Source organism: Phenylobacterium sp. Root1290, assembly GCF_001425305.1.
Taxonomy (GTDB): domain Bacteria; phylum Pseudomonadota; class Alphaproteobacteria; order Caulobacterales; family Caulobacteraceae; genus Phenylobacterium.
In genome coordinates this window covers 25,535-45,404 of record NZ_LMEE01000005.1, presented here as the reverse complement: position 1 = coordinate 45,404, position 19,870 = coordinate 25,535, and the positions used below count along the sequence as shown (strand labels likewise).

General features: G+C 68.4%; 16 protein-coding genes and 1 pseudogene. 8 read left to right on the top strand and 9 right to left on the bottom strand.

What is annotated here, in order from left to right:
- Nucleotides 1–17 precede the first annotated feature (17 nt).
- Nucleotides 18–1,370, bottom strand: a complete 1,353-nt coding sequence (locus ASC79_RS19465) for a dicarboxylate/amino acid:cation symporter (RefSeq protein WP_056026273.1) — start codon at nt 1,368–1,370, stop codon at nt 18–20.
- A 368-nt stretch (nt 1,371–1,738) separates the two neighbouring features.
- On the opposite strand from ASC79_RS19465, the pseudogene ASC79_RS19460 reads away from it, so the two are divergent.
- Nucleotides 1,739–2,505, top strand: a pseudogene (locus ASC79_RS19460) (flagellin).
- 70 nt (nt 2,506–2,575) lie between these two features.
- Here ASC79_RS19460 and ASC79_RS19455 read toward each other — a convergent pair.
- Entirely contained in the window at nt 2,576–3,583 is a 1,008-nt protein-coding gene (locus ASC79_RS19455) for a nitronate monooxygenase family protein (RefSeq protein WP_056026269.1), read from the bottom strand.
- A gap of 136 nt (nt 3,584–3,719) precedes the next feature.
- Between ASC79_RS19455 and ASC79_RS19450 the strand changes: the two genes are divergently transcribed.
- The 3 genes from ASC79_RS19450 (at nt 3,720) to ASC79_RS19440 (ending at nt 7,691) form a co-directional block, all read left to right on the top strand.
- Nucleotides 3,720–5,147, top strand: coding sequence for a methylmalonyl-CoA mutase family protein (locus tag ASC79_RS19450; protein ID WP_056026268.1), 1,428 nt, complete (start codon nt 3,720–3,722; stop codon nt 5,145–5,147).
- Nucleotides 5,147–7,297: a methylmalonyl-CoA mutase gene (scpA, locus tag ASC79_RS19445; protein WP_056026266.1), complete on the top strand. Its 2,151-nt coding sequence runs from the start codon at nt 5,147–5,149 to the stop codon at nt 7,295–7,297. The genes ASC79_RS19450 and scpA overlap by 1 nt, the downstream gene beginning before the upstream one ends.
- Before the next feature lie 70 nt (nt 7,298–7,367).
- Entirely contained in the window at nt 7,368–7,691 is a 324-nt protein-coding gene (locus ASC79_RS19440; protein WP_056026264.1) for an antibiotic biosynthesis monooxygenase, read from the top strand.
- On the opposite strand, the gene ASC79_RS19435 is transcribed toward ASC79_RS19440, so the two are convergent.
- From ASC79_RS19435 to ASC79_RS19405, 7 genes are all read right to left on the bottom strand, one after another.
- A complete protein-coding gene (locus ASC79_RS19435; RefSeq protein WP_056026262.1) occupies nt 7,688–8,056 on the bottom strand; it encodes a VOC family protein in 369 nt (122 codons plus the stop codon). The two genes, ASC79_RS19440 and ASC79_RS19435, sit on opposite strands and share 4 nt — an antisense overlap.
- 20 nt (nt 8,057–8,076) lie before the next feature.
- Complete coding sequence (locus tag ASC79_RS19430) at nt 8,077–8,508, bottom strand: DUF4112 domain-containing protein (protein ID WP_082532277.1); 432 nt, start codon at nt 8,506–8,508, stop codon at nt 8,077–8,079.
- A 36-nt stretch (nt 8,509–8,544) separates the two neighbouring features.
- The gene (dgcA, locus tag ASC79_RS19425; protein WP_235528880.1) at nt 8,545–9,510 is read right to left on the bottom strand and encodes an N-acetyl-D-Glu racemase DgcA; all 966 of its coding nucleotides are present in this window, start codon (nt 9,508–9,510) and stop codon (nt 8,545–8,547) included.
- A gap of 14 nt (nt 9,511–9,524) precedes the next feature.
- Nucleotides 9,525–12,035, bottom strand: coding sequence for a hypothetical protein (locus tag ASC79_RS19420; RefSeq protein WP_056026258.1), 2,511 nt, complete (start codon nt 12,033–12,035; stop codon nt 9,525–9,527).
- A gap of 140 nt (nt 12,036–12,175) precedes the next feature.
- A complete protein-coding gene (locus tag ASC79_RS19415) occupies nt 12,176–12,427 on the bottom strand; it encodes a hypothetical protein (RefSeq protein ID WP_056026256.1) in 252 nt (83 codons plus the stop codon).
- 107 nt (nt 12,428–12,534) lie between these two features.
- Nucleotides 12,535–13,062: a methylated-DNA--[protein]-cysteine S-methyltransferase gene (locus ASC79_RS19410; RefSeq protein ID WP_056026254.1), complete on the bottom strand. Its 528-nt coding sequence runs from the start codon at nt 13,060–13,062 to the stop codon at nt 12,535–12,537.
- Entirely contained in the window at nt 13,046–14,542 is a 1,497-nt protein-coding gene (locus ASC79_RS19405) for a DNA-3-methyladenine glycosylase 2 family protein (RefSeq protein ID WP_056026252.1), read from the bottom strand. The genes ASC79_RS19410 and ASC79_RS19405 overlap by 17 nt, the downstream gene beginning before the upstream one ends.
- A gap of 250 nt (nt 14,543–14,792) precedes the next feature.
- Here ASC79_RS19405 and cysD point away from each other — a divergent pair, with 250 nt between their 5' ends.
- From cysD to ASC79_RS19385, 4 genes are all read left to right on the top strand, one after another.
- The gene (gene cysD / locus ASC79_RS19400; protein ID WP_056026250.1) at nt 14,793–15,722 is read left to right on the top strand and encodes a sulfate adenylyltransferase subunit CysD; all 930 of its coding nucleotides are present in this window, start codon (nt 14,793–14,795) and stop codon (nt 15,720–15,722) included.
- A complete protein-coding gene (gene cysN / locus ASC79_RS19395) occupies nt 15,722–17,626 on the top strand; it encodes a sulfate adenylyltransferase subunit CysN (protein WP_056026248.1) in 1,905 nt (634 codons plus the stop codon). Before cysD ends, cysN begins: the two co-directional genes overlap by 1 nt.
- Nucleotides 17,627–17,685: 59 nt before the next feature.
- On the top strand, nt 17,686–19,245 hold the full coding sequence (locus ASC79_RS19390; protein ID WP_056026246.1) for a TIGR00341 family protein: 1,560 nt from the start codon (nt 17,686–17,688) through the stop codon (nt 19,243–19,245).
- Between the two features lie 115 nt (nt 19,246–19,360).
- A complete protein-coding gene (locus ASC79_RS19385; RefSeq protein ID WP_056026244.1) occupies nt 19,361–19,783 on the top strand; it encodes a CBS domain-containing protein in 423 nt (140 codons plus the stop codon).
- Nucleotides 19,784–19,870: the final 87 nt, after the last annotated feature.

The window sequence follows — 19,870 nt, the reverse complement described above, 5'->3', positions numbered from 1 at the left end:
GACAGACGGCTAACCTATCAGGCGGCCCGCTGCGTCGTTTCGTCCGGCTCGACCGGAAGATCGCCCGAGGCGGCGTTGTAGACGTCCATGTCCAGCGTGCCCTGCTGCTTGGCCACCAAGGTCGGGACCAACGCTTGCCCCGCCACGTTCGTCGCCGTCCGGCCCATGTCGAGGATCGGATCGATCGCCAGCAGCAGCCCCACGCCTTCAAGCGGTAGGCCCAGGGTCGACAGCGTCAGGGTCAGCATCACCACCGCTCCCGTCAGGCCGGCGGTCGCGGCCGAGCCGATCACCGACACGAATACGATGAGGAAGTAGTCGCTGAGCGCCAGCGGCACATTGTAGAACTGCGCCACGAAGATCGCGGCCACGGCCGGGTAGATCGCGGCGCACCCGTCCATCTTGGTCGTCGCGCCCAGCGGCACGGCGAAGGCCGCATAGGCCCTTGGCACGCCCAGGGCGTTCTCCGTCACCGTCTGCGTCACCGGCAGGGTCCCGATCGACGAGCGCGACACGAAGCCGAGCTGGATGGCCGGCCAGGCGCCGGCGAAGAATTTCAGCGGGTTGAGGCCGTTGCTGGCGAGCAGGGTCGGGTAGACGACGAACATCACCAGCGCCAGTCCGGCATAGACCGCCAGGGTGAAGGCGCCGAGCTGGGCCAGCGCGTCCCAGCCGTAGTGACCGACGGCGTTGCCGAACAGGCCGATGGTGCCGATCGGCGTCAGGCGGATCACCCACCAGAGGATCTTGCGGACGATGGCGAGCGCGGAGGCGTTGAACGCCAGAAACGGCTCGGCCGCGGCGCCGGACTTCAGCGCCGCGATGCCCGTGACCAGCGAGATGACGACGATCTGCAGCACATTGAACGACAGCGACGTCGTCGCCGCCCCGTCGGCTAGCGTAGTCGAGGCGCCGATCCCCAATATGTTGGAGGGCACGAGCCCGGTCAGGAAGTCGAGCCACGAGCCGCTGGTGTGCGGCGCGCTGGCCGCCGCGGCGGCGACCGTGGTGTTGAGTCCCGGCTTCAGCACCAGCCCGAGCATGATCCCGATGCTGACGGCGATCAGCGCCGTCAATGCGAACCAGGCCAGCGTGCGCCAGACCAGGGCGGCGGCGTTCTGCAACTGGCGCAGATTGGCGATGCTGGCCACGATGGCCGTGAACACCAGCGGCGGCACCAGCACGCGCAGCAATTGCACGAAGATCGAGCCGGCCAGCCGCAAGGCTTCGGATAGCCCGTGCCCGGGCTGCCCCGCCTCTGTTCCGAGGTCACGCGCCAACAGGCCCAGGCCAAGGCCCAGCGCCATGCCGGCCAGCACCTGGAAGCCGAATGAGGCGAAGATCCCGCCCCGTTTGCGCGCCTGCGCCATGCATAGCTCCTACCGAAATCGCGGGGAGCATGGTCGGGGCGCCCGCCCCACGCCAGCGGTTTGAACTTTTTGCGTCCTTAGAAAAGCTGATTGCGCCCCAATCCGCCGTGCGAACGGCGCCGCCCGGCAGTTCCTGCCCACTGGAGCGCGCAGATTTTGCCGCCGCAGGACGGCAGAATTTACCGTGTTGGCCCGTTGGAGACCCTGCGCGAGGCCTTGCCAAACAGCGGTCGGTGGAAAAATCCCAAGCCGATCAACGGAAAAAGGTTAACGGCCCAAACTGGCCCAGCCCTTGCTCAGGATCTTCACAGGCAAAATGCCTCTGGCAGTCAAAATGACGCCGGTCTCCGAGAAAAGGAACCAAGTGTATGTCGATGAATTCGGTCAACACGAACAAAGGCGCGATGATCGCGCTGCAAAACCTGAACGCCACCAACAAAGACCTCGGCACCGTTCAGAACCGCATCAACACCGGTCTGAAGATCTCCACCGCCAAGGACAACGGCGCCATCTGGGCCATCGCCCAGAACCAGCGCGCTGAATCGGCCTCCCTCAATTCCGTCGTCTCGTCGCTGCAACGCGGCCAGTCGGTGGCTGACGTCGCCATGTCGGCCGGCACCGCCATCTCGGACATCCTCGTCCAGATGAAGGAAAAGGTCCTGGCGGCGACTGAAGCGGGTCTGTCGACCGCCTCCAAGGCGGCGCTCAGCGACGAGTACACCGCGCTGCGCGACCAGATCGACACCATCGCCAACAACGCCACCTTCGACGGCGTGAACCTGATCTCGTCGACCTCGGTCAACAGCGCGAGCATCAAGTCGATCGCCAACGCCGACGCGACCGCGACCATCGACATCGACCACGTGACCTTGTCGAAGTCGAACGCCAAGATCGCCGCCACCCTGACCTCGCTGACGTCGGGCGTGACCTCGGCGGACGTGCGCTCGACACCCACATGACCAACGTCATGAAGCTCCAGGACACCCTGGACGCCGGTGTCGGCAACCTGGTCGACGCCGACCTGGCGAAGGAAAGCGCGAAGCTGCAAGCGCTGCAGACCAAGCAACAGCTTGGCGTGCAGGCCCTCAGCATCGCCAACCAGTCGTCGAGCAGCCTGCTCGGCCTGTTCCGATAAGACTGACGAACGCATCGCGTTCAACGGCGGCGGCGGGAAGGGAAACCTTCCCGCCGCTTTCGTTTGGGCGCTACTCGGCGGCCATGGCCAGCGCGCTTCCGCGGGTGAGCGAGGTCTTCGCCGCCAGCGCCGCCTTCGCCGCTTCGTACTCAGCCGCCAGGCGATCGATCATGTCGCCGGCGCTCGGAATGTCCTTCACCGCGCCGATGCCCTGACCGCAGCCCCAGATGTCCTTCCAGGCCTTGGCCTTCTGGTTGCCGCCCGAGCCGAAGCTCATCTTCGACGGATCCGATTGGGGCAGATTGTCCGGGTCAAGGCCCGCCGCCTCGATCGAGGGACGCAGGTAGTTGCCGTGCACGCCGGTGAACAGGTTTGAGTAGACGATGTCATCGCCGCGGCTGGCCACGATCATGTCCTTGTAGTCCTGGGCGGCGTTGGCCTCCCTGGTCGCGATGAACGCCGAGCCGATGTAGGCGAGATCCGCGCCCATGGCCTGGGCGCCCAGGATCGCCGCGCCGTTGGCGATGGAGCCGGAGAGCGCAATCGGGCCGTCGAACCACTCGCGCAGTTCCTGAACCAGGGCGAACGGCGACAGGTGACCAGCGTGTCCGCCGGCGCCCGCAGCCACGGGAATCAGGCCGTCGGCCCCCTTCTCCACCGCCTTGCGCGCAAAGCGGTCGTTGATGACGTCGTGCAGCACCACGCCGCCGTAGGAATGGATCGCCTGGTTGACGTCTTCACGCGCGCCCAGCGAGGTGATGGTCACCGGAACCTTGTACTTCACGGCCATCTCGACATCGTGCTCGAGGCGGTCGTTGGTCTTGTGCACGATCTGGTTCATCGCGAACGGCGCCGAAAGACGATCGGGGTTCTTGCGGTCCCAGTCGGCCAGTTCTTCGGTGATCTGGGCCAGCCACTCGTCGAGTTGGCTCGCCGGCCGGGCGTTCAGTGCCGGGAATGAGCCGACGATGCCGGCCTTGCACTGGGCGATCACGAGTTCCGGACCGGAGATGATGAACAGCGGCGAACCGATCACGGGAATCCGCAGGCGCTCTGCGAGAACGGGGGGCAAGGCCATCGAGGGTCGTCCTTATGAGTGGCGTCGATCTAATTTTTACAGCGTACACACAAACTTTTGCGCCGCGCAAGCTTCGCCGCCCGATGACCCCGCGTGAACTTGACGCGTCGGCGGGACAGGTCGCAATGACAGGCTGATGACCGACACCCTGATTGCTCCCGGCGCCTTCCCGCCCGCCACCGCCGCCGACTGGCGCGCCCTGGTGGAAAAGACCTTGAAGGACGCGCCCTTCGACAGCCTGCAGCGCCGCACGCTTGAGGGCCTGCTGATCGCGCCGCTCTATGAGTCCGCGACGGAGGGAGCGACGTTCGTCCCGCGTCCGCACGACGCAGAGCGCCCCTGGGACCTTCGCGCCGCGGTCTCGCACCCCGATCCGTCGCGAGCCCGGGGCGATCTGCTGGCCGACCTGGAAGGCGGCGCGGCGTCGGGGCTGATCGTCATCGACCCGAGCAACGCCAACGGCGTTGCCATCGGTTCCGCCGCCGGGCTGGCCCAGGTGATTGATGGGGTGATGTTGGAACTGGCCCCCGTCGCCCTCGACGCGGGCTTCCTGGGCCCCAAGGCCGCGGACTGGCTCGCTGCCGCAGCGAAAGGGTCGCCGACCGCGCTCCTCCTCTTCCACATGGACCCGCTCGGCGCTTTCGCCGAAACGGGCGAGAGTCCTGGTCCCATCGAAAGCCATCTGGTGTCCGCCGCCACCGTCGGCGCGCGCCTGGCCGAATCCTATCCGAAGGCGGGGTTGTTTCTGGCCTCCGGGCGGGTCGTCCACGAGGCCGGCGGCGGCGAGGCAGGCGAGCTGGCGTTCATGCTGGCCAGCGCACTCGCCTACGCCAAGGCGCTGGTCCGAGCGGGCATGCCGATCGACCGCGCGTTCGGCGCGATCCATCTTGGGCTCGCGGTCGACGCCGACTACTTCACCTCGCTGGCCAAGCTGCGCGCGGCGCGCGTGCTGTGGGCGCGGTTGACTGGGGCGTGCGGTGTCGACGCGCCGGCCCGCATCGAAGCGCGCTCGTCGCGGCGCATGCTGGCCGTGCAGGACCCCTGGACCAACATGCTGCGCCTGACGTCAGCGGCGTTCGGCGCGGCCGTGGGCGGCGCCGACGCGGTGGTGCTCGGCGCCTTCACCGACGCCATCGGCCTGCCCACCGCCTTCGCCCGGCGCCAAAGCCGAAACGCCCAACTGGTGCTGATGGAGGAGGCTCACCTCGGCCGCGTCGCAGACCCCGCCGCCGGTTCGGGCTACGTCGAAGCGCTCACCGACGAGATCGCGCGCGCCGCCTGGGCGCAGTTCCAGGCGATCGAAGCCAAGGGCGGTGTCATCGCGGCCCTGGCCTCCGGTCACGTGGCCGACCAGATCGCCGCCGTCAGCGCGGCCAGAGACGCCGCCGGCCCGTCCAAGATCGTCGGGGTCACCGCCTTCCCCCCGACCCAGGACGCGCCTGTCGAGGTCGAGCCGCCTGTCGCCATCACGGCGGAGACGCCCTCCGCCCGCTTGCCCGGGCCGGACGGCCGTTGCCCGCCGCTTGTCCCCATCCGTCTCGCCGCGCCGTACGAGGCCGTCTGATGAGCCAGTTTCCCGACTTCAGCGCCCTGCCCTTCGAGGCGGCGCCCGCCGCGCGCCCGCCGATCACCGGACCGGCCTGGGAGACGCCCGAGGGCATCGCCGTGCGCCCCGCCTACGGCCCGGCGGACATCGCCGGACTGGCCAACGGCTATCCGGGTCTCGCGCCGTTCCTGCGCGGCCCCTACCCAACCATGTATCTCACCAACCCGTGGACCATCCGCCAGTACGCGGGCTTCTCCACGGCCGAGGACTCCAACGCCTTCTATCGGCGCAACCTGGCCGCGGGTCAGATGGGCCTGTCGGTCGCCTTCGACCTCGCCACCCACCGCGGCTATGACAGCGACCACCCGCGGGTGAAGGGCGACGTCGGCATGGCGGGCGTCGCCATCGACTCCATCCTCGACATGCGCACGCTGTTCGACGGCATCCCGCTCGACAAGATGAGCGTCTCGATGACCATGAACGGCGCCGTTCTCCCGATCCTGGCGCTGTACATCGTGGCCGCCGAGGAACAGGGCGTGCCGCACGCCAAGCTGTCGGGCACGATCCAGAACGACATCCTCAAGGAGTTCCTGGTCAGGAACACCTACATCTATCCGCCCGCGCCCTCGATGCGGATAATTTCTGACATCTTTTCATATACTTCGAGCGAAATGCCGAAGTTCAACTCGATCTCGATCAGCGGCTATCACATCCAGGAGGCCGGCGCGACGCTGGACCTGGAGCTTGCCTACACCCTGGCCGACGGCATCGAATACGTACGCGCCGGCGTCGCCGCCGGCATGACCGTCGACCAGTTCGCGCCGCGTCTGTCGTTCTTCTGGAACGCCGGCATGAACGCCTTCATGGAGATCGCCAAGCAGCGCGCCGGTCGCCTGCTCTGGGCGAAGCTGATGAAGGACGAGTTCGATCCCAAGGACTCGCGCTCGCTCTCGCTGCGCGCCCACACCCAGACCAGCGGCTGGAGCCTGGCCGCGCACGACGTCTACAACAACGTGCCCCGCACCCTGGTCGAGGCGATCGCCGCCACTGGCGGCCAGACCCAGAGCCTGCACACCAACTCGCTGGACGAGGCCCTGGCCCTGCCGACCGACTTCTCGGCCCGCATCGCGCGCAACACCCAGCTGTTCCTGCAGCTCGAGAGCGGCCAGACCCGCGTCGTGGACCCGTGGGGCGGCTCCTACTATGTCGAGCGGCTGACCGCCGATCTGGCCGCCCGCGCGCTCGAGCACATCGCCGAGGTCGAGGCCCTGGGCGGCATGGCCAAGGCGATCGAGGACGGTCTGCCCAAGCGCCGCATCGAGGAGGCCTCGGCCCGCACACAGGCCCGCATCGACGCCGGCCGTCAGAGCGTGGTCGGCGTCAACCGCTACAAGCCCGACGTCGCCGACGAGATTCCGATGCTCAAGGTCGACAACTCGGCCGTGCGCGAGCGCCAGCTTGAGAAGCTCCAGCGCCTGCGCGCCGAGCGTGATCCGGTGGCGGTCGAAACCGCCCTCACCGCTCTCACCAACGGCGCGGCGGGTAAAGGCAACCTGCTCGAACTGTCGGTCAACGCCGCCCGCGCCAAGGCGACGGTCGGCGAGATCAGCCTGGCCCTGGAGAAGGTGTTCGGCCGCCACGCCGCCGAGGCCTCGGCCGTCACCGGCGTCTATCTGCGCGAATCCGGCGCCACGCCTCAGGCGGACCGCGCCAAGGCGATGTCCGAGGCCTTCCGCCAGACCGACGGCCGCAAGCCTCGGGTGATGATCGCCAAGATGGGCCAGGACGGCCACGACCGCGGCCAGAAGGTGATCGCCTCGGGCTTCGCCGACCTCGGCTTCGACGTCGACATCGGCAACCTGTTCCAGACGCCCGCCGAAGCCGCCGCCCAGGCGGTCGCCGAGAACGTGCACGTGGTCGGCGCCAGCTCGTTGGCGGCCGGCCACCTGACGCTTGTGCCTGAACTCAAGGACGAATTGGCCAAGCTCGGCCGGCCGGACATCCTGGTCGTGGTGGGCGGCGTCATTCCGCCCGAGGACTTCCAGGCCCTGCGCGACGCCGGCGTGGCGGCGATCTTCACGCCTGGGACGGTGGTGCCCGAGGCGGCGATCGAGGTGCTCGACCGGCTCAACGAGCAGATGGGCTACGCCCAGCTGGAAAAGGCCTGAGCCGGCGGAGACGCTGGAACAGAGGGTGCTTCCGGGGCAGACTGGCGCGACGCCCAAACAGGAGCCCGCCATGTTCATCGCCATGAACCGCTTCCAGGTCCTGCGTGGACAGGAGAGCGCCTTCGAGGCCGTCTGGCTGTCGCGTGAGACCCACCTGGAGTCGGTGCCCGGCTTCCTCGGCTTCAGCCTGCTGCGCGGCCCCGAGCACGAAGACCACACGCTCTACGCCTCGCACTCGCGGTGGGCGTCCAAGGGCGCCTTCGAGGCCTGGACGAAATCCGAGGCCTTCCGTCTGGCTCACCGAGGCGCAGGCGACAACAAGCCGCTTTATATGGGCCATCCGCAGTTCGAAGGCTTTGAAGTGCTGCAGAGCGTCGCCCCGGCGTCAGCCTAACGCGAGCCGATCATCACCAGGTTGCCCTCGCTGTCGCGCAGCAGAGCGTACCGTTCGTTGGGAGCCCACGGGGCGTCAATCGGCTCCTGGTCGAAGACGACGCCCTTGGCTTTCAACTCGCCATGGGCCGCGTCCACGTCGGTCACCACGAGGATCAGGCTCGGCTGCTCGCCCGGCGCGTCGTTCGCACGCCGCTCGAACAAGATCCTTGTAGGCGAACCGGGCACCTCGAACTCGATCCAACGCCAGCCGCTGCCGTACTGCTGGTCGGTGGCCAGCACGAGTCCCAGAACGTCTCGATAGAACGCGATCGCCCGGTCCTGGTGGCTGACCGGCAGACCCGAGAACTTCACGTGCTTGAACATCGCGGTTCCTCCTTGGCCGTCTAGATGACCTTGGGCGCGACCCTCACCGTCTTCGAACGCCGTGCGGGCTTGCCGTACCAGGTCGGAGGCAGCTCCGAAGCTCCATGCCGCGCCTCGATATCCTTCTGCAACGCGCCTGCAGCCATCAGGTGGCCGGGAAACAGCGCATCGACCGCCCAACCGATCACCGGGGGCACCGACGCCGCGGAATCGAGAATGAGATAGGCCGACATGCGCGCCAGCGTCGGCAGCGAAGCTCCCGCCGCGACTGCATGGTACATCAGCAGCGCCCCCGCCCCGACGCTGTAGGCGGTTCCCGCCACAGGCACCCAGGCCAGCACGCCGTCCAACCCAATACCCACAGGCCCCACACCGACCAGGCGGTCCGAGAGACGCTTGATGCGCTCTGCCGCTCTCCAGGCCCCGTGGGCGCGATCCTTTTCTTCAGCCATCACGTTTCAACGTCATCGCCACTGTAAGGCTCCACGCTAACCCCAAAGCTCAGGCTGTGGCGGAAAAATCAGCGAACCGTCGAAGATCAAGCCCGGCTCGCGGTCGCGGGCCAGCAACAGCGGCCCATCGAGATCGGCCACGTCGGCGCCCTGCGCGATGATCATGGCGGGGGCCATCGAAAGCGACGTGGCCACCATGCAGCCGGCCATGAGGTCCAGCCCAAGCCGCTTGGCCTCGCTGCAGAGCGCCAGCGCCTCAGTCAACCCTCCGGCCTTGTCCAGCTTGACGTTGATCGCCCCGTAGCGCCGCGCGCACGTCGCCAACTCCTCGCGGGTATGCAGGCTCTCGTCCGCACAGAGCGGCACCGGACTGGTCCAGCCTTCCAGCGCGCCATCGGCGTCTGCGTGCAGAGGCTGCTCGATCATCTTGACGTCCAGCCGCGCGAAGTCGGGCGCAAGGCGGACCAGATCGTCAAAGGTCAGCCCCTCGTTGCCGTCGACAATCAGCCTTGTCTTGGGCGCCGCCGCCCGCACCGCGGCGACGCGGTCGAGGTCGTCGGGCCCGCCGATCTTCAGCTTCAGGAACGGGCGGCGCGCCATGGGCCTGGCGGCGTCCGCCATGGCTTCAGGCGTATCCAGGCTGATCGTGTAGCAGGTCTTCACCGGGTCGAGGCGCGAGCGGCCGGCGGCGCGCCAGGCGGGAACGCCGCTCAGCTTGGCTTCCAGGTCCCACAAGGCGCAGTCGATCGCGTTGCGCGCAGCGCCCGCCGGCAGCAGGCTTTGCAACGCCTGGCGCGTCAGGCCGCATTCGAGTGCGGTGCGGATCGACTCGACCCGCGCCATCTCGCCCTCGACGTTCTCGCCGTAGCGCGCATAGGGCACGGCCTCCCCGCGCCCTATGCGCCCAGCCTCGGCGATCTCCACGACGATGACGTGGGCCTCGGTCTTGGCGCCCCGGGCGATGACGAAGGCGGCGGCCAGAGGCCATCGCTCGTCTCGCACCGTCAGGCTTCGCGTCAAGCCAGGTCGCCGGCCGCGGCGTCGAACAGCAGGTAGGTACGGCCCGCTTCGGAGCTCAGCAGCGTCTCGACCAGGAAGCCTTCCGGGTCGCGTTCGGCGGCGTCCTCGATCAGCTCGTGGTAGCGCGCGAGGTAGTTCAGCACCTGCCGCTTCAGCAGCTCGTCGGTGAACAGCTTGCGGGTCAGGCGCCGCGTGGCCGCGGGGGCCAGCTTGCGCACCACCGCGCGTGCGCCATCGACATCATACACCTGGAGGATCGCCGCCAGCTCATGCACGCGGCTGCGCGGCAGCAGCGCCGTCGGGTCGATGCCCATCGCGCTGATCTCGGCCGCCAGGGTCTCTTCCAGGGGCGGCGGCGGGATCTCGACGTCGTCGTTCTGCTCCAGCGAAGACAGCAGATCCTTCCAGGTCCAGCCGTCGCCGGCCTGCTCCTCCTGCCGCCCGCCAGCCTGGTCGAACACGGAGGAGAACTCCGCATCGGTGGCTGTCGGCGTGAGCCGCAGACGCGGCCGACCGGCCTTCTCATCCGTCGGCGTCGGGGGAATGGCTTCGGTGAGTTCGAGCTCGGCGTCGTCGTCGGCCGGCTGTTCGGCTTCAATGGGGACCGGCTCGGCGGGAGCTGGCTCCTTCGCCTTCAAGCTGGCCTTCAGCGAAACGCGTTCGGGCCGTTCGCGCGGCGGCGGCGGCGGCGCGCTGGCGGTCGTGGCCACCGAACCCATCAGCCGCACGGCCTCGCTCAGCATGTCGTAGTTGCGGCGCACACGTTCCTGGAACGCGTCATCGATCGCCTGGGTCTCGTCGGCCGTGCGACGCGCGTGGTCCATCAGGTCGTCGATGCTCTCGGCGACGGCCATGCGGACCTCTTCGGCCCGGTCACGCGCCGCGGCGGGCAGCTTGGTCGCCCGCTCCTCGATCTCGCTGATCATGCCGGTCAGTTCGTTCAGCGTGGCGCGGGCCGCCAGCGCGCCCTCGTCCAGCTTGCGGATGGTGGCGGCCCCGGCCTGCTCGACCATCTGCGCCGACTGCTCGATCAGCGCCCGCGCCTCGGCCAGGCGCGCCTCGAACACCTTGTTCGCCTGCTGGCCGGCGGTGAAGGCGGCCTCGGACAATTGGTCGACTTGATTTCGCGCTGTCTCGGCATGGCGTGCGGCGACCTGGCGCGTCTCTTCAGCGGCCTGCGTCATCGCCATGATCGTGGCGCGGGTCTGCTCTTCCAGACGCACGCGCTCGCCGGCGGCGGCCTGGGCCACAGCCTCGACTGAGTGCAAGGTCGATTGACCGAACTCGTCGCGCTCGGCCTTTGCGGACTCCGCCAGTTCGCGGAACTGGGCGGTGGCCTCGGCCATCAGCTGGCGCAACGCCTCGCCGCCCTTCACCGCGCGATCGCCCATTTCGGCCGCCGACAGGCGCGCCTGGCTGATGAACTCCGAAAGCTGAGCCGCATGGGTCTCCGACTGAGCGGCGAAGTTCTCCTGGTCGGCGCGCAGCGCATGCGCTGCGGTGACAAGTCCGGCCCGCTGCTCGGTCAGGCCCTTTTCGACAGCGCCGATCTGTTCGGTGACGCCCAGGCCGGCTGTCTCGAGCCGCGCGATGTGGCGGGTGAGATCTTCCGCGGCCGTCCGGGCGACGTCGCTGGTCTCGCCTGCAGCGGCGGCCAGGTCGGCGGCGCGGGCGGCGAGCGAGGCTTCGGCCTCACGGAGCTGCGCCTCGGCCAGGTCGGAAGCTTCCCCGACCATCTTGGCCTGGCGGGTGATGGCGTCAGCCACGGCGGTGGCCTGGGCGTCCAGCGTCTGGGCCAGGCCGCCAAGCTCGCTACGCTCGCGGCCAAGCGTTTCCGACAGCCCCTGCGCCGTGCGCGCGGCGTTCGAGGCCGCAGCGGCAAGCTCTTCGCTCTCGCCGGCCAGAGCCTGTCGCAGGACGATAATCGTATCGCGGGCTTCCTGGGCCGCGGCGCCGGCGCGGGCGATCTCGTCGCGCATCGCGTGGACCAGATCGACGGTCTGCGCACCGGCCGCCATGGCCGGTGTCACCATTTCATCGGCCAAAGCCTTGGTGCGGCGCGCCTCGGCGCCGAGCAGTTGCCCCTGCCGAACCATGTAGGCCAACACCCACACCAGCGCCGCCGGGCCGATGGCCAGCATGGCGAAGACCAGCATGGCGAAGGGTTCGAAGTCGAAAGGCGCGACCTCGCGTCGATAGCCCCATGCAAAGGCGATCGGCGCGCAGGCCCACAGCACCGAGACCACGAACGCGGCCAAATAGATGGACCATCCCGACGACGATGCGACCGGGCGGGTCTGCATCACCGGCATTGCGGGCGCGGCGGCCGTTCGCGGTTTCGCGGGGGCCGCCGGCTCGGCCTTGAGAGTCAGATCCCCCGTGGGCGGCGGCGCGAAGGCGAAAGCCTTCTCGGCCTCGGCTTCTGCGACCGTGGGCTCGGGCGCGGCGACGCTTTCGCCGTCAAGCGATTGGAAATCGACCGGTTGTTGCCGCTTCTTGATCTTCATGGCCCGTATAAGCGGCCTTCCACCCCTGCCGACGAACGCGCAGAACACGCGCGTCCCGTCATTGCACCCAGGATCGAAGGATTACCGACGAACGCCCGTCAGGCAAAGCACTGATCGGAGGGAAGTGTCCGCCTGCGGCTCTAGGTCCGCACCAGCCGCGCCCGGGTTTCAGGGCAAATCTCGCGAACCATGGTCGGCCCCTTGCCGGCCTTCACAATCACCTTGGGAGCCGGCGAGGTCGTGGTTTTCCGGTTCGTGGTGCGCGCCACCGTGCGCTCCGCGGGAACAGGCTTCTCAACCTTCTGCGCGTCCAGGGTCACCCCGAAATGCGAGTACGCCGCAGCAGACGACGACACCACGACGGCGGCCACGATTTCGGTAAAGGTCTGCATCGGAACTCTCCCGTACGTCCGATACGATTCCAGCGAGCGACGTTATACGACAGGCGGATGCATCGGGCGATCTGTCGCAACATGAAATTTCAGTCATGTAGCGTCACTCACGGATCGACGAAGGCCGCTCCCTCGTGGATGAGCAGCCACTGCTTGCGATCAAGACCGCCGCCATATCCGGTCAACGTGCCGTCCGCGCCGATCACCCGGTGACAGGGCACGACGATCGAGACGGGATTGGCGCCATTGGCCAGACCGACCGCGCGGATCGCCTTGGGTCTGTCTATGCGTTCGGCCAAGCCCTTGTAGGTCAAGGTCTCGCCGACGGGGATGGAGCACAGCGCCGCCCAGACCGCCCTCTGGAAATCGGTTCCTCCTGTCCGCCACGTGACCCCGTCCAACGCCGTCAGGTCGCCCTCGAAATAGGCGGCGAGCGCGGCCCGCATCGCGGCAGGTGCGGCGCCGGACACCAGGTCGGTCGGCGGGTTCTGGCGGCGCAGCAAGGTCAGCAGCCGCGTCTCGTGGGTCGTCCAGTCCAAGGCGCGCATCGCGCCGTCGGTGTCGGTGACCAGCAGCGCCTCGCCTAGCGGCGTCGACATGCGGTCGAGACGCAGCGCTTCAGGCGGCCTTGGCATGCTTCGCCTCCGAGGGGTTCTTCGGGTCGGCCGCCCAGAGATGCGAGGCGGCGTAGGCGCGCCACGGGCGCCAGCGTTCCGCCCGCGCCAGCAACTCGGCCGGCGATGGGCGTAGACCGTCCGGCCCTTCCAGGGCGCGCATCAAGCCGATGTCGGCGCTGGGGAAGGCGTCCGGCTCGCGCAGCGCCCGCATGGCGATGTACTGGGCCGTCCATTCGCCGACGCCAGGCAACGCCCTCAGCGCCGCGACGGCCTCGTCCAGGCTGCGGCGCATACCGAACAGCTCCGGATCGGCGGCCGCGGCGGCAGCCAGCCCGACCAAGGCGCGTCCCCGCGCCCGCGGCATGGGGAGGGTCTCGACGTCGATGAGCGCCAGGGCGGCCGGCTCGGGGAAGAAGTGCGTCAACCCCATGGCGTTGGCGGCTTCGTCCTCTAACACAACCCCGTGCTCCGCAGTGATCTTGCCCGCCAGCATCCGAGCCGCGTGGACGGTGATCTGCTGGCCAAGCACGGCGCGCACGGCCAGCTCGAAGCCGTCCCAGGCGCCCGGCGCCCGCAGGCCCGGCCGCGCCGCGACCAGCGGCGCCAGCGCCGGGTCCTCGGACAGGTGCGCCTCGATGACCGCCGGGTCGGCGGCCAGATCGAAGACCCGGCGCACGCGCGCGATCACAGCGGGCCAGACTTCAACCTTGGGGAACCGCAGGGTGGCCTTTAGGTAGGCGCCGTCGCCCGGCTCGATCATCAGCACCCCGCGCGCCTGGCCGACGCACAAGGCCCGCGCATAGCGGCCGTCACGGACGGTCTCGACGCCGGGGATCGCCCGCGCCGTCAGGAAGGCGAGCATCGCATCCCAATCGTAGGGCGCGCGATAAGGCAGTCGGATGGTCGCCGCGCCGCCTTCGCCGGCGGCCACATCCGCCCCGCCCAGCCGCCGCAGCTTGGCCGGCGGGCGATCGAACAGTTGCTGAAAAGTCTCGTTGAAGCGCCGGACGCTGCCGAAGCCCGCCGCCATGGCGACCTCGGCCATCGGCATGCGCGTCTCGTGCAGCAGTTGCTTGGCCAGCAGGACGCGGCGCGTCTGGGCGACCGCCACGGGCGAGGCGCCGACGTGCTGGTGGAACAGCCGCCGCAGTTGGCGCTCGCCGACGCCCAGCCGTTCGGCCAGGCTGTCGACGTCGCCGTTGTCCAGCGCGCCGGCCTCGATCAGGGCCAGGGCGCGCGACACGGTGTTGGAGGTTCCGCGCCAAGATCCCAGGTCTGGCGAGGTCTCGGGCCGACACCGCAGGCAAGGCCTGAAACCGGCTTCCTGCGCGGCCGCCGCCGAGCGGTAGAACCGCATGTTCTCGCGCTTGGGCGTCCGCGCCGGGCAGATCGGGCGGCAATAGATCCCGGTGCTGGTCACACCACTGAAGATGCGACCGTCGAAGCGGGCGTCGCGCATCTGGAAGGCGCGGTAGCAGGCGTCGTCATCCATATCCATGGCGCGATGATCGGCCTATGAGCGCCGCATGTCTCGCGGTTTTCGGACATGACCGGTCTTGCTCTCGCGGTTTTCGGACGGCTCCATTTTCCTCCTTGGCCTGTCAGTAAATCTCTATCGTCATCGGCGCCCGGGTCCCGTAAGCCGTCGCTCGGGGCCAATCCGTGCAGCGCGCCAGCAACGCGGGCGGACTTTTTAGTTGTTAGAATTCAGGGTGAGGCCCGAGGTTCACGTGCAAGGTACAGCCCTGATGCAGGCCAAGGCGCCGGCGATCGCTCCCGAAACGCTGACCCATCTTCAGCGCCTGGAAGCCGAGAGCATCCACATCATGCGCGAGGTGGCGGCCGAGGCCGAACGCCCGGTCATGCTCTATTCGATCGGCAAGGACTCCGCCGTGATGCTGCATCTGGCGGCCAAGGCGTTCTATCCGTCCAAGCCGCCCTTCCCGCTGCTGCACGTCGATACGACCTGGAAATTCCAGGCGATGTACGAAATGCGCGAGCGCATGGCCAAGGAGCTCGGGTTCGAGCTGCTGGTCCACAAGAACCCCGAGGCGGTCGAGCGGAACATCAACCCGTTCGACCACGGCTCGGCGTTGCACACCGACATCTGGAAGACCGAGGGCCTGAAGCAGGCGCTCGACAAGTACGGCTTCGACGCGGCCTTCGGCGGCGCGCGTCGCGACGAAGAGAAGAGCCGCGCCAAGGAGCGCATCTTCTCGTTCCGCTCGGCCCAACACCGCTGGGATCCCAAGAACCAGCGCCCGGAACTCTGGCGGCTCTACAACACCCGCAAGAATCCCGGCGAGAGCATTCGGGTTTTCCCGATCTCCAACTGGACCGAGCTGGACATCTGGCAATACATCCACCTGGAAAACATCCCGATCGTGCCGCTGTACTTCTCGCAGGTGCGGCCGGTGGTGGAGCGCGACGGCGCGCTGATCATGGTCGATGACGACCGGATGCCGCTGCGGCCGGGCGAGGTTCCGATGCAGAAGTCGGTGCGGTTCCGCACCCTCGGCTGCTACCCGCTGACCGGCGCGGTGGAGTCCACAGCCGCCACGCTGCCTGAAATCATTCAGGAAATGCTGCTGACCACGACCTCGGAGCGCCAAGGCCGGATGATCGATCACGACCAGGCCGCCTCGATGGAGAAGAAGAAGCAGGAGGGCTACTTCTGATGGCCCACCAGTCCGAACTCATCGCCGAGGACATCGAGGCGTACCTGTCCGCGCACGAGCGCAAGAGCCTGCTGCGGTTCCTGACCTGTGGGTCGGTGGACGACGGCAAGTCGACCCTGATCGGCCGCCTGCTCTATGACTCGAAGATGATCTTCGAGGACCAGCTGGCCGCGCTCGAAGCAGACTCCAAGAAGGTCGGCACCCAGGGCGGCGATATCGACTTCGCCCTGCTGGTCGACGGCCTGGCCGCCGAGCGCGAGCAAGGCATCACCATTGACGTGGCCTATCGCTTCTTCTCGACCGACAAGCGCAAGTTCATCGTCGCCGACACCCCCGGCCACGAGCAATACACGCGCAACATGGTCACCGGCGCCTCGACCGCAGACGCCGCCGTCATCCTGATCGACGCGCGCAAGGGCGTGCTGACCCAGACCCGCCGGCACTCCTACCTGGTCTCGCTGCTGGGCATCCGGCACGTGGTCCTGGCCGTCAACAAGATGGATCTGGTGGGCTGGGATCGGCAGGTTTACGACGCGATCCTGCAGGAATATGCCGAATTCGCCGCCCAAATCGGCATCAAGGACTACACCGCAATCCCCATGTCCGCCTTGAAAGGCGACAACATCACCAGCCGCAGCGAAGCCGCGCCCTGGTACGAGGGGCCGGCCCTGATGCCGCTGCTGGAGACCCTCCCCGTCGAGGATGATCTGCGCGAGCAGCCGTTCCGCATGCCGGTGCAGTGGGTGAACCGTCCGAACCTGGATTTCCGTGGTTTTTCAGGGCTTATCTCGACCGGAACGGTGCGTCCGGGCGACAAGATCAAGGCCCTGCCCTCGGGCCGCGAGAGCGTTATCGACCGTATCGTCACGTTCCGCGGCGACCTTGCCGAAGCGGTGGCCGGACAGTCGGTCACCCTGACCCTGAAGGACGAGATCGACATCTCGCGCGGGGACGTCATCGCCGAGGCCGCAGCCCCGCCCCCGACAGCCGATCAGTTCGAGGCGACCATCGTCTGGATGGACGACGAGGCCATGCTGCCGGGCCGGCCCTACCTGCTGAAGGTCGGGACCCGCGTCGTGTCGGCCCAGATCACCGAGCCGAAGTACAAGGTCAATGTGAACACCCTGGAGCACCTGGCCGCCAAGCGGCTGGAGCTCAACGAGATCGGGGTCTGCAACCTCTCGCTCGACGCGCCGATCGCGTTCGATTCCTATGCCGAGAACCACGACCTCGGCGGCTTCATCCTGATCGACCGGATCAGCAACCGCACCGTCGGGGCCGGGATGCTGCACTTCGCCCTGCGCCGCAGCCAGAACATCCACTGGCAGGCGCTGGACGTCGACAAGGCCTCGCGCTCCGCCCTCAAGGGCCAGCGCGGCCGGGTGGTCTGGCTGACCGGCCTGTCGGGCTCGGGCAAGTCGACCATCGCCAACCTGGTCGAGAAGCGGCTGCACGCCGACGGGCGCCACACCTACCTGCTCGACGGCGACAACGTGCGCCACGGCCTCAACAAGGACCTCGGCTTCACCGACGAGGACCGGGTCGAGAACATCCGCCGGGTGGCCGAGGTCGCCAAGCTGATGGTCGACGCCGGCCTGATCGTGCTGGTCTCGTTCATCTCGCCGTTCCGGGCCGAACGCCGGCTGGCGCGCGACCTGCAGGCCGAGGGCGATTTCGTCGAGGTCTTTGTCGACACGCCGCTGGCGGTCGCCGAGGGCCGCGACGTGAAGGGCCTCTACAAGAAGGCCCGCGCCGGAGAGCTGAAGAACTTCACCGGCATCGACAGCCCGTACGAGGCGCCCGAGCACGCCGAGATCGTCATCGACACCACCGCGATGTCGGCGACTGAAGCGGCCGAGCAGATCGTCGCCTGGCTGGAAGGCGAGCTCGACTACTCGATCTGACGTCCCTGGTCCGCACCGCGCCGCGCGCTATGGTGACGGTGCGAGTCAGGAGGAACGGCATGGCGGCGCCCAAGTCGGTGATCGGCCAGACGGTCGACGCCATCCGCGAGGCGGTTGCCCCGCCCGCCCGGCTGCTGACCGACAGCGAGCGCAGCATCGCGGCGGCGGACATCTACGAAGCCGGCCGGCTGACGCCCGCCTACAGTTTCATGCTGTTCAGCGCCTGCGGCATCGCCGCATTGGGTCTGCTGCAGTCGTCGGTCGCGGTGATCATCGGGGCGATGCTGATCTCGCCCCTGATGGGGCCGATCATGGCGATGGGGATGGCGCTCGCCCGCCTGGACACGCGAGCCTTCCGCTCGTCCGCCGCCACGCTGGCCATCGGCGCGGGGCTGTCGGTCGCCGCCTCCATTCTGATCGTCTGGCTCTCGCCGCTGAAGGACGCGACGCCGGAAATACTGTCGCGCACGCGCCCCACTCTGCTCGACCTGATCGTCGCCCTGCTCTCAGGCTTCGTGGGCGCCTATCTGACCGTGAACCGCAAGGGCGGCGCGATCGCCGGTGTGGCCATCGCCACAGCCCTGATGCCGCCGCTCGCGGTGGTGGGCTACGGGCTGGCGACCGCCAACTGGCAGATCGCCAGCGGAGCCATGCTGCTGTTCCTGACCAACGTGGTCGCGATCCTCGGCGCGGTCTACGGCGTGGCCCGACGCTATGGCTACCGGCCGCAGGTTCGCGAGGGGCGAGCCTGGGAGACCTGGGCGCTGCTGATCGTGATGACGGCGCTGTGCGTGCCGCTGGCCGTGTCGCTGCGCAGCATCGTTATCGAGGCCCGCGAGACAACCCGCGTGCGCGGCGTCGTTACGGACGCGTTCGCGGGCGCCTCGCCGCACATCGCCGAGTTGGTGGTCGAAACGGAGCGAGGCGGCGCCAACGAAGTGCAGGCCGTGGTCGTCACGCGAAAATTCGTCCCGGGCGCGGAGGCGCGGGTGGCCAGCCAGCTCAAGACCGGCGCGCATGTCGAGATCGAGCAGGTCGTCACCGCCACCGGCGTGCCGCCCTCGGCCGGCAGCGGCGGCGCCCTGGCCAATCGCGTCACGCCGACCAGCGCTCCAGCGGGCCCGGAGCAGAAGCTGCGCGCCATGTTGGCGGGGGTCGGCCGGGTCGAGTCCGTCCGGCGCGACGGCGAGGCGGTGGAGGCCAGCCTGGTGCTGAACGGATCGCCGAGCCTTGTCGACTACCAGGCCGCCGAGCAAGCCGCGCAGCGCTTCCTGCCCCAGACCTCGGTGCGGCTGGTCCCGCCCCTCGCGCCGCTGCCGGCGGTGCAGTTCGCCTATGGCTCGAGCGCGCTCGACGCAGACAGCCGCAGGACGGCCGAGTCCATCGGCTGGGCGCTGAACCGGTGGGGGCTGACGGCCGCCAATGTCGAGGGCTTGGCCACGCCTAGCCCACGCGGGCGGCGCGCCGCCGACCTGCGCGTGGCCCAATCGCGCGGCGAGGCGGTGGCGAGCGTCCTGCGCGAACGCGGGATCGACGTCAGCGTCGCCGCCAGCGTGCCGGACGCCGTCGAGGGAGACCCGGCCCAGTACCTGGCCGCGCAGGTGAGCGCCGCGCCCTAAGTCTGTACGTCCAGGCGATCCCCCGCGGCGAGTTACGCCTGAGCAAGCGTGCAAAAGGGGAACGGACGCCGCCGCGCCGGGTTCAAGCACCTCCATCCACGGAAGGAGAGCTGTCTTGAAAGTCAGCGAAGTCATGACCGCCCAGGTCGTCACCGCCAAGCCGAAGACCTCGATCAAGGACATCGCGCGGATGATGTCGGAGATCGACAGCGGCGTGATCCCGATCGCCGAGGACGGCAAGGTCCTGGGCGTGGTGACCGACCGCGATATCGTGGTGCGGGTGGTCGCGGACGGCGGCGCGCTGGACGCGCCGGTCTCCGACATCATGACCGACGACGTGCAGTCCTGCCACGCCGACGACAACCTGGCCGACGCGACCGCCAAGATGGGCGCGCACCAGGTGCGCCGCCTGCTGGTCTACGCGGACGGGCGCCTGGCCGGCATCCTGTCGCTGGGCGACGTGGCGCTGGACTATGGCGCCAAGGCGGTCGGCCGGACGCTTGAGGAGATTTCGGCCGAGCCAGCCAACCAGCAATAGGCGCCCGGCCAGAGGGCGCCGCTACGCGCCGCGAACCCCTCACCCAACCTCTCCCCTTGGAAGGGGAGAGGAGAGTTTGGCTGGCCG

Excerpts from the sequence above, each read along its gene's own strand:
- cysN (WP_056026248.1), top strand. The coding sequence starts at position 15,722 with ATGGCCCACCAGTCCGAACTCATCGCCGAGGACATCGAGGCGTACCTG.
- ASC79_RS19405 (WP_056026252.1), bottom strand. The coding sequence starts at position 14,542 with ATGGATATGGATGACGACGCCTGCTACCGCGCCTTCCAGATGCGCGAC.
- ASC79_RS19420 (WP_056026258.1), bottom strand. The coding sequence starts at position 12,035 with ATGAAGATCAAGAAGCGGCAACAACCGGTCGATTTCCAATCGCTTGAC.
- cysD (WP_056026250.1), top strand. The coding sequence starts at position 14,793 with ATGCAGGCCAAGGCGCCGGCGATCGCTCCCGAAACGCTGACCCATCTT.
- ASC79_RS19410 (WP_056026254.1), bottom strand. The coding sequence starts at position 13,062 with ATGCCAAGGCCGCCTGAAGCGCTGCGTCTCGACCGCATGTCGACGCCG.
- ASC79_RS19465 (WP_056026273.1), bottom strand. The coding sequence starts at position 1,370 with ATGGCGCAGGCGCGCAAACGGGGCGGGATCTTCGCCTCATTCGGCTTC.
- ASC79_RS19390 (WP_056026246.1), top strand. The coding sequence starts at position 17,686 with ATGGCGGCGCCCAAGTCGGTGATCGGCCAGACGGTCGACGCCATCCGC.
- ASC79_RS19455 (WP_056026269.1), bottom strand. The coding sequence starts at position 3,583 with ATGGCCTTGCCCCCCGTTCTCGCAGAGCGCCTGCGGATTCCCGTGATC.
- ASC79_RS19440 (WP_056026264.1), top strand. The coding sequence starts at position 7,368 with ATGTTCATCGCCATGAACCGCTTCCAGGTCCTGCGTGGACAGGAGAGC.
- ASC79_RS19415 (WP_056026256.1), bottom strand. The coding sequence starts at position 12,427 with ATGCAGACCTTTACCGAAATCGTGGCCGCCGTCGTGGTGTCGTCGTCT.
- scpA (WP_056026266.1), top strand. The coding sequence starts at position 5,147 with ATGAGCCAGTTTCCCGACTTCAGCGCCCTGCCCTTCGAGGCGGCGCCC.
- ASC79_RS19450 (WP_056026268.1), top strand. The coding sequence starts at position 3,720 with ATGACCGACACCCTGATTGCTCCCGGCGCCTTCCCGCCCGCCACCGCC.
- ASC79_RS19435 (WP_056026262.1), bottom strand. The coding sequence starts at position 8,056 with ATGTTCAAGCACGTGAAGTTCTCGGGTCTGCCGGTCAGCCACCAGGAC.
- ASC79_RS19430 (WP_082532277.1), bottom strand. The coding sequence starts at position 8,508 with ATGGCTGAAGAAAAGGATCGCGCCCACGGGGCCTGGAGAGCGGCAGAG.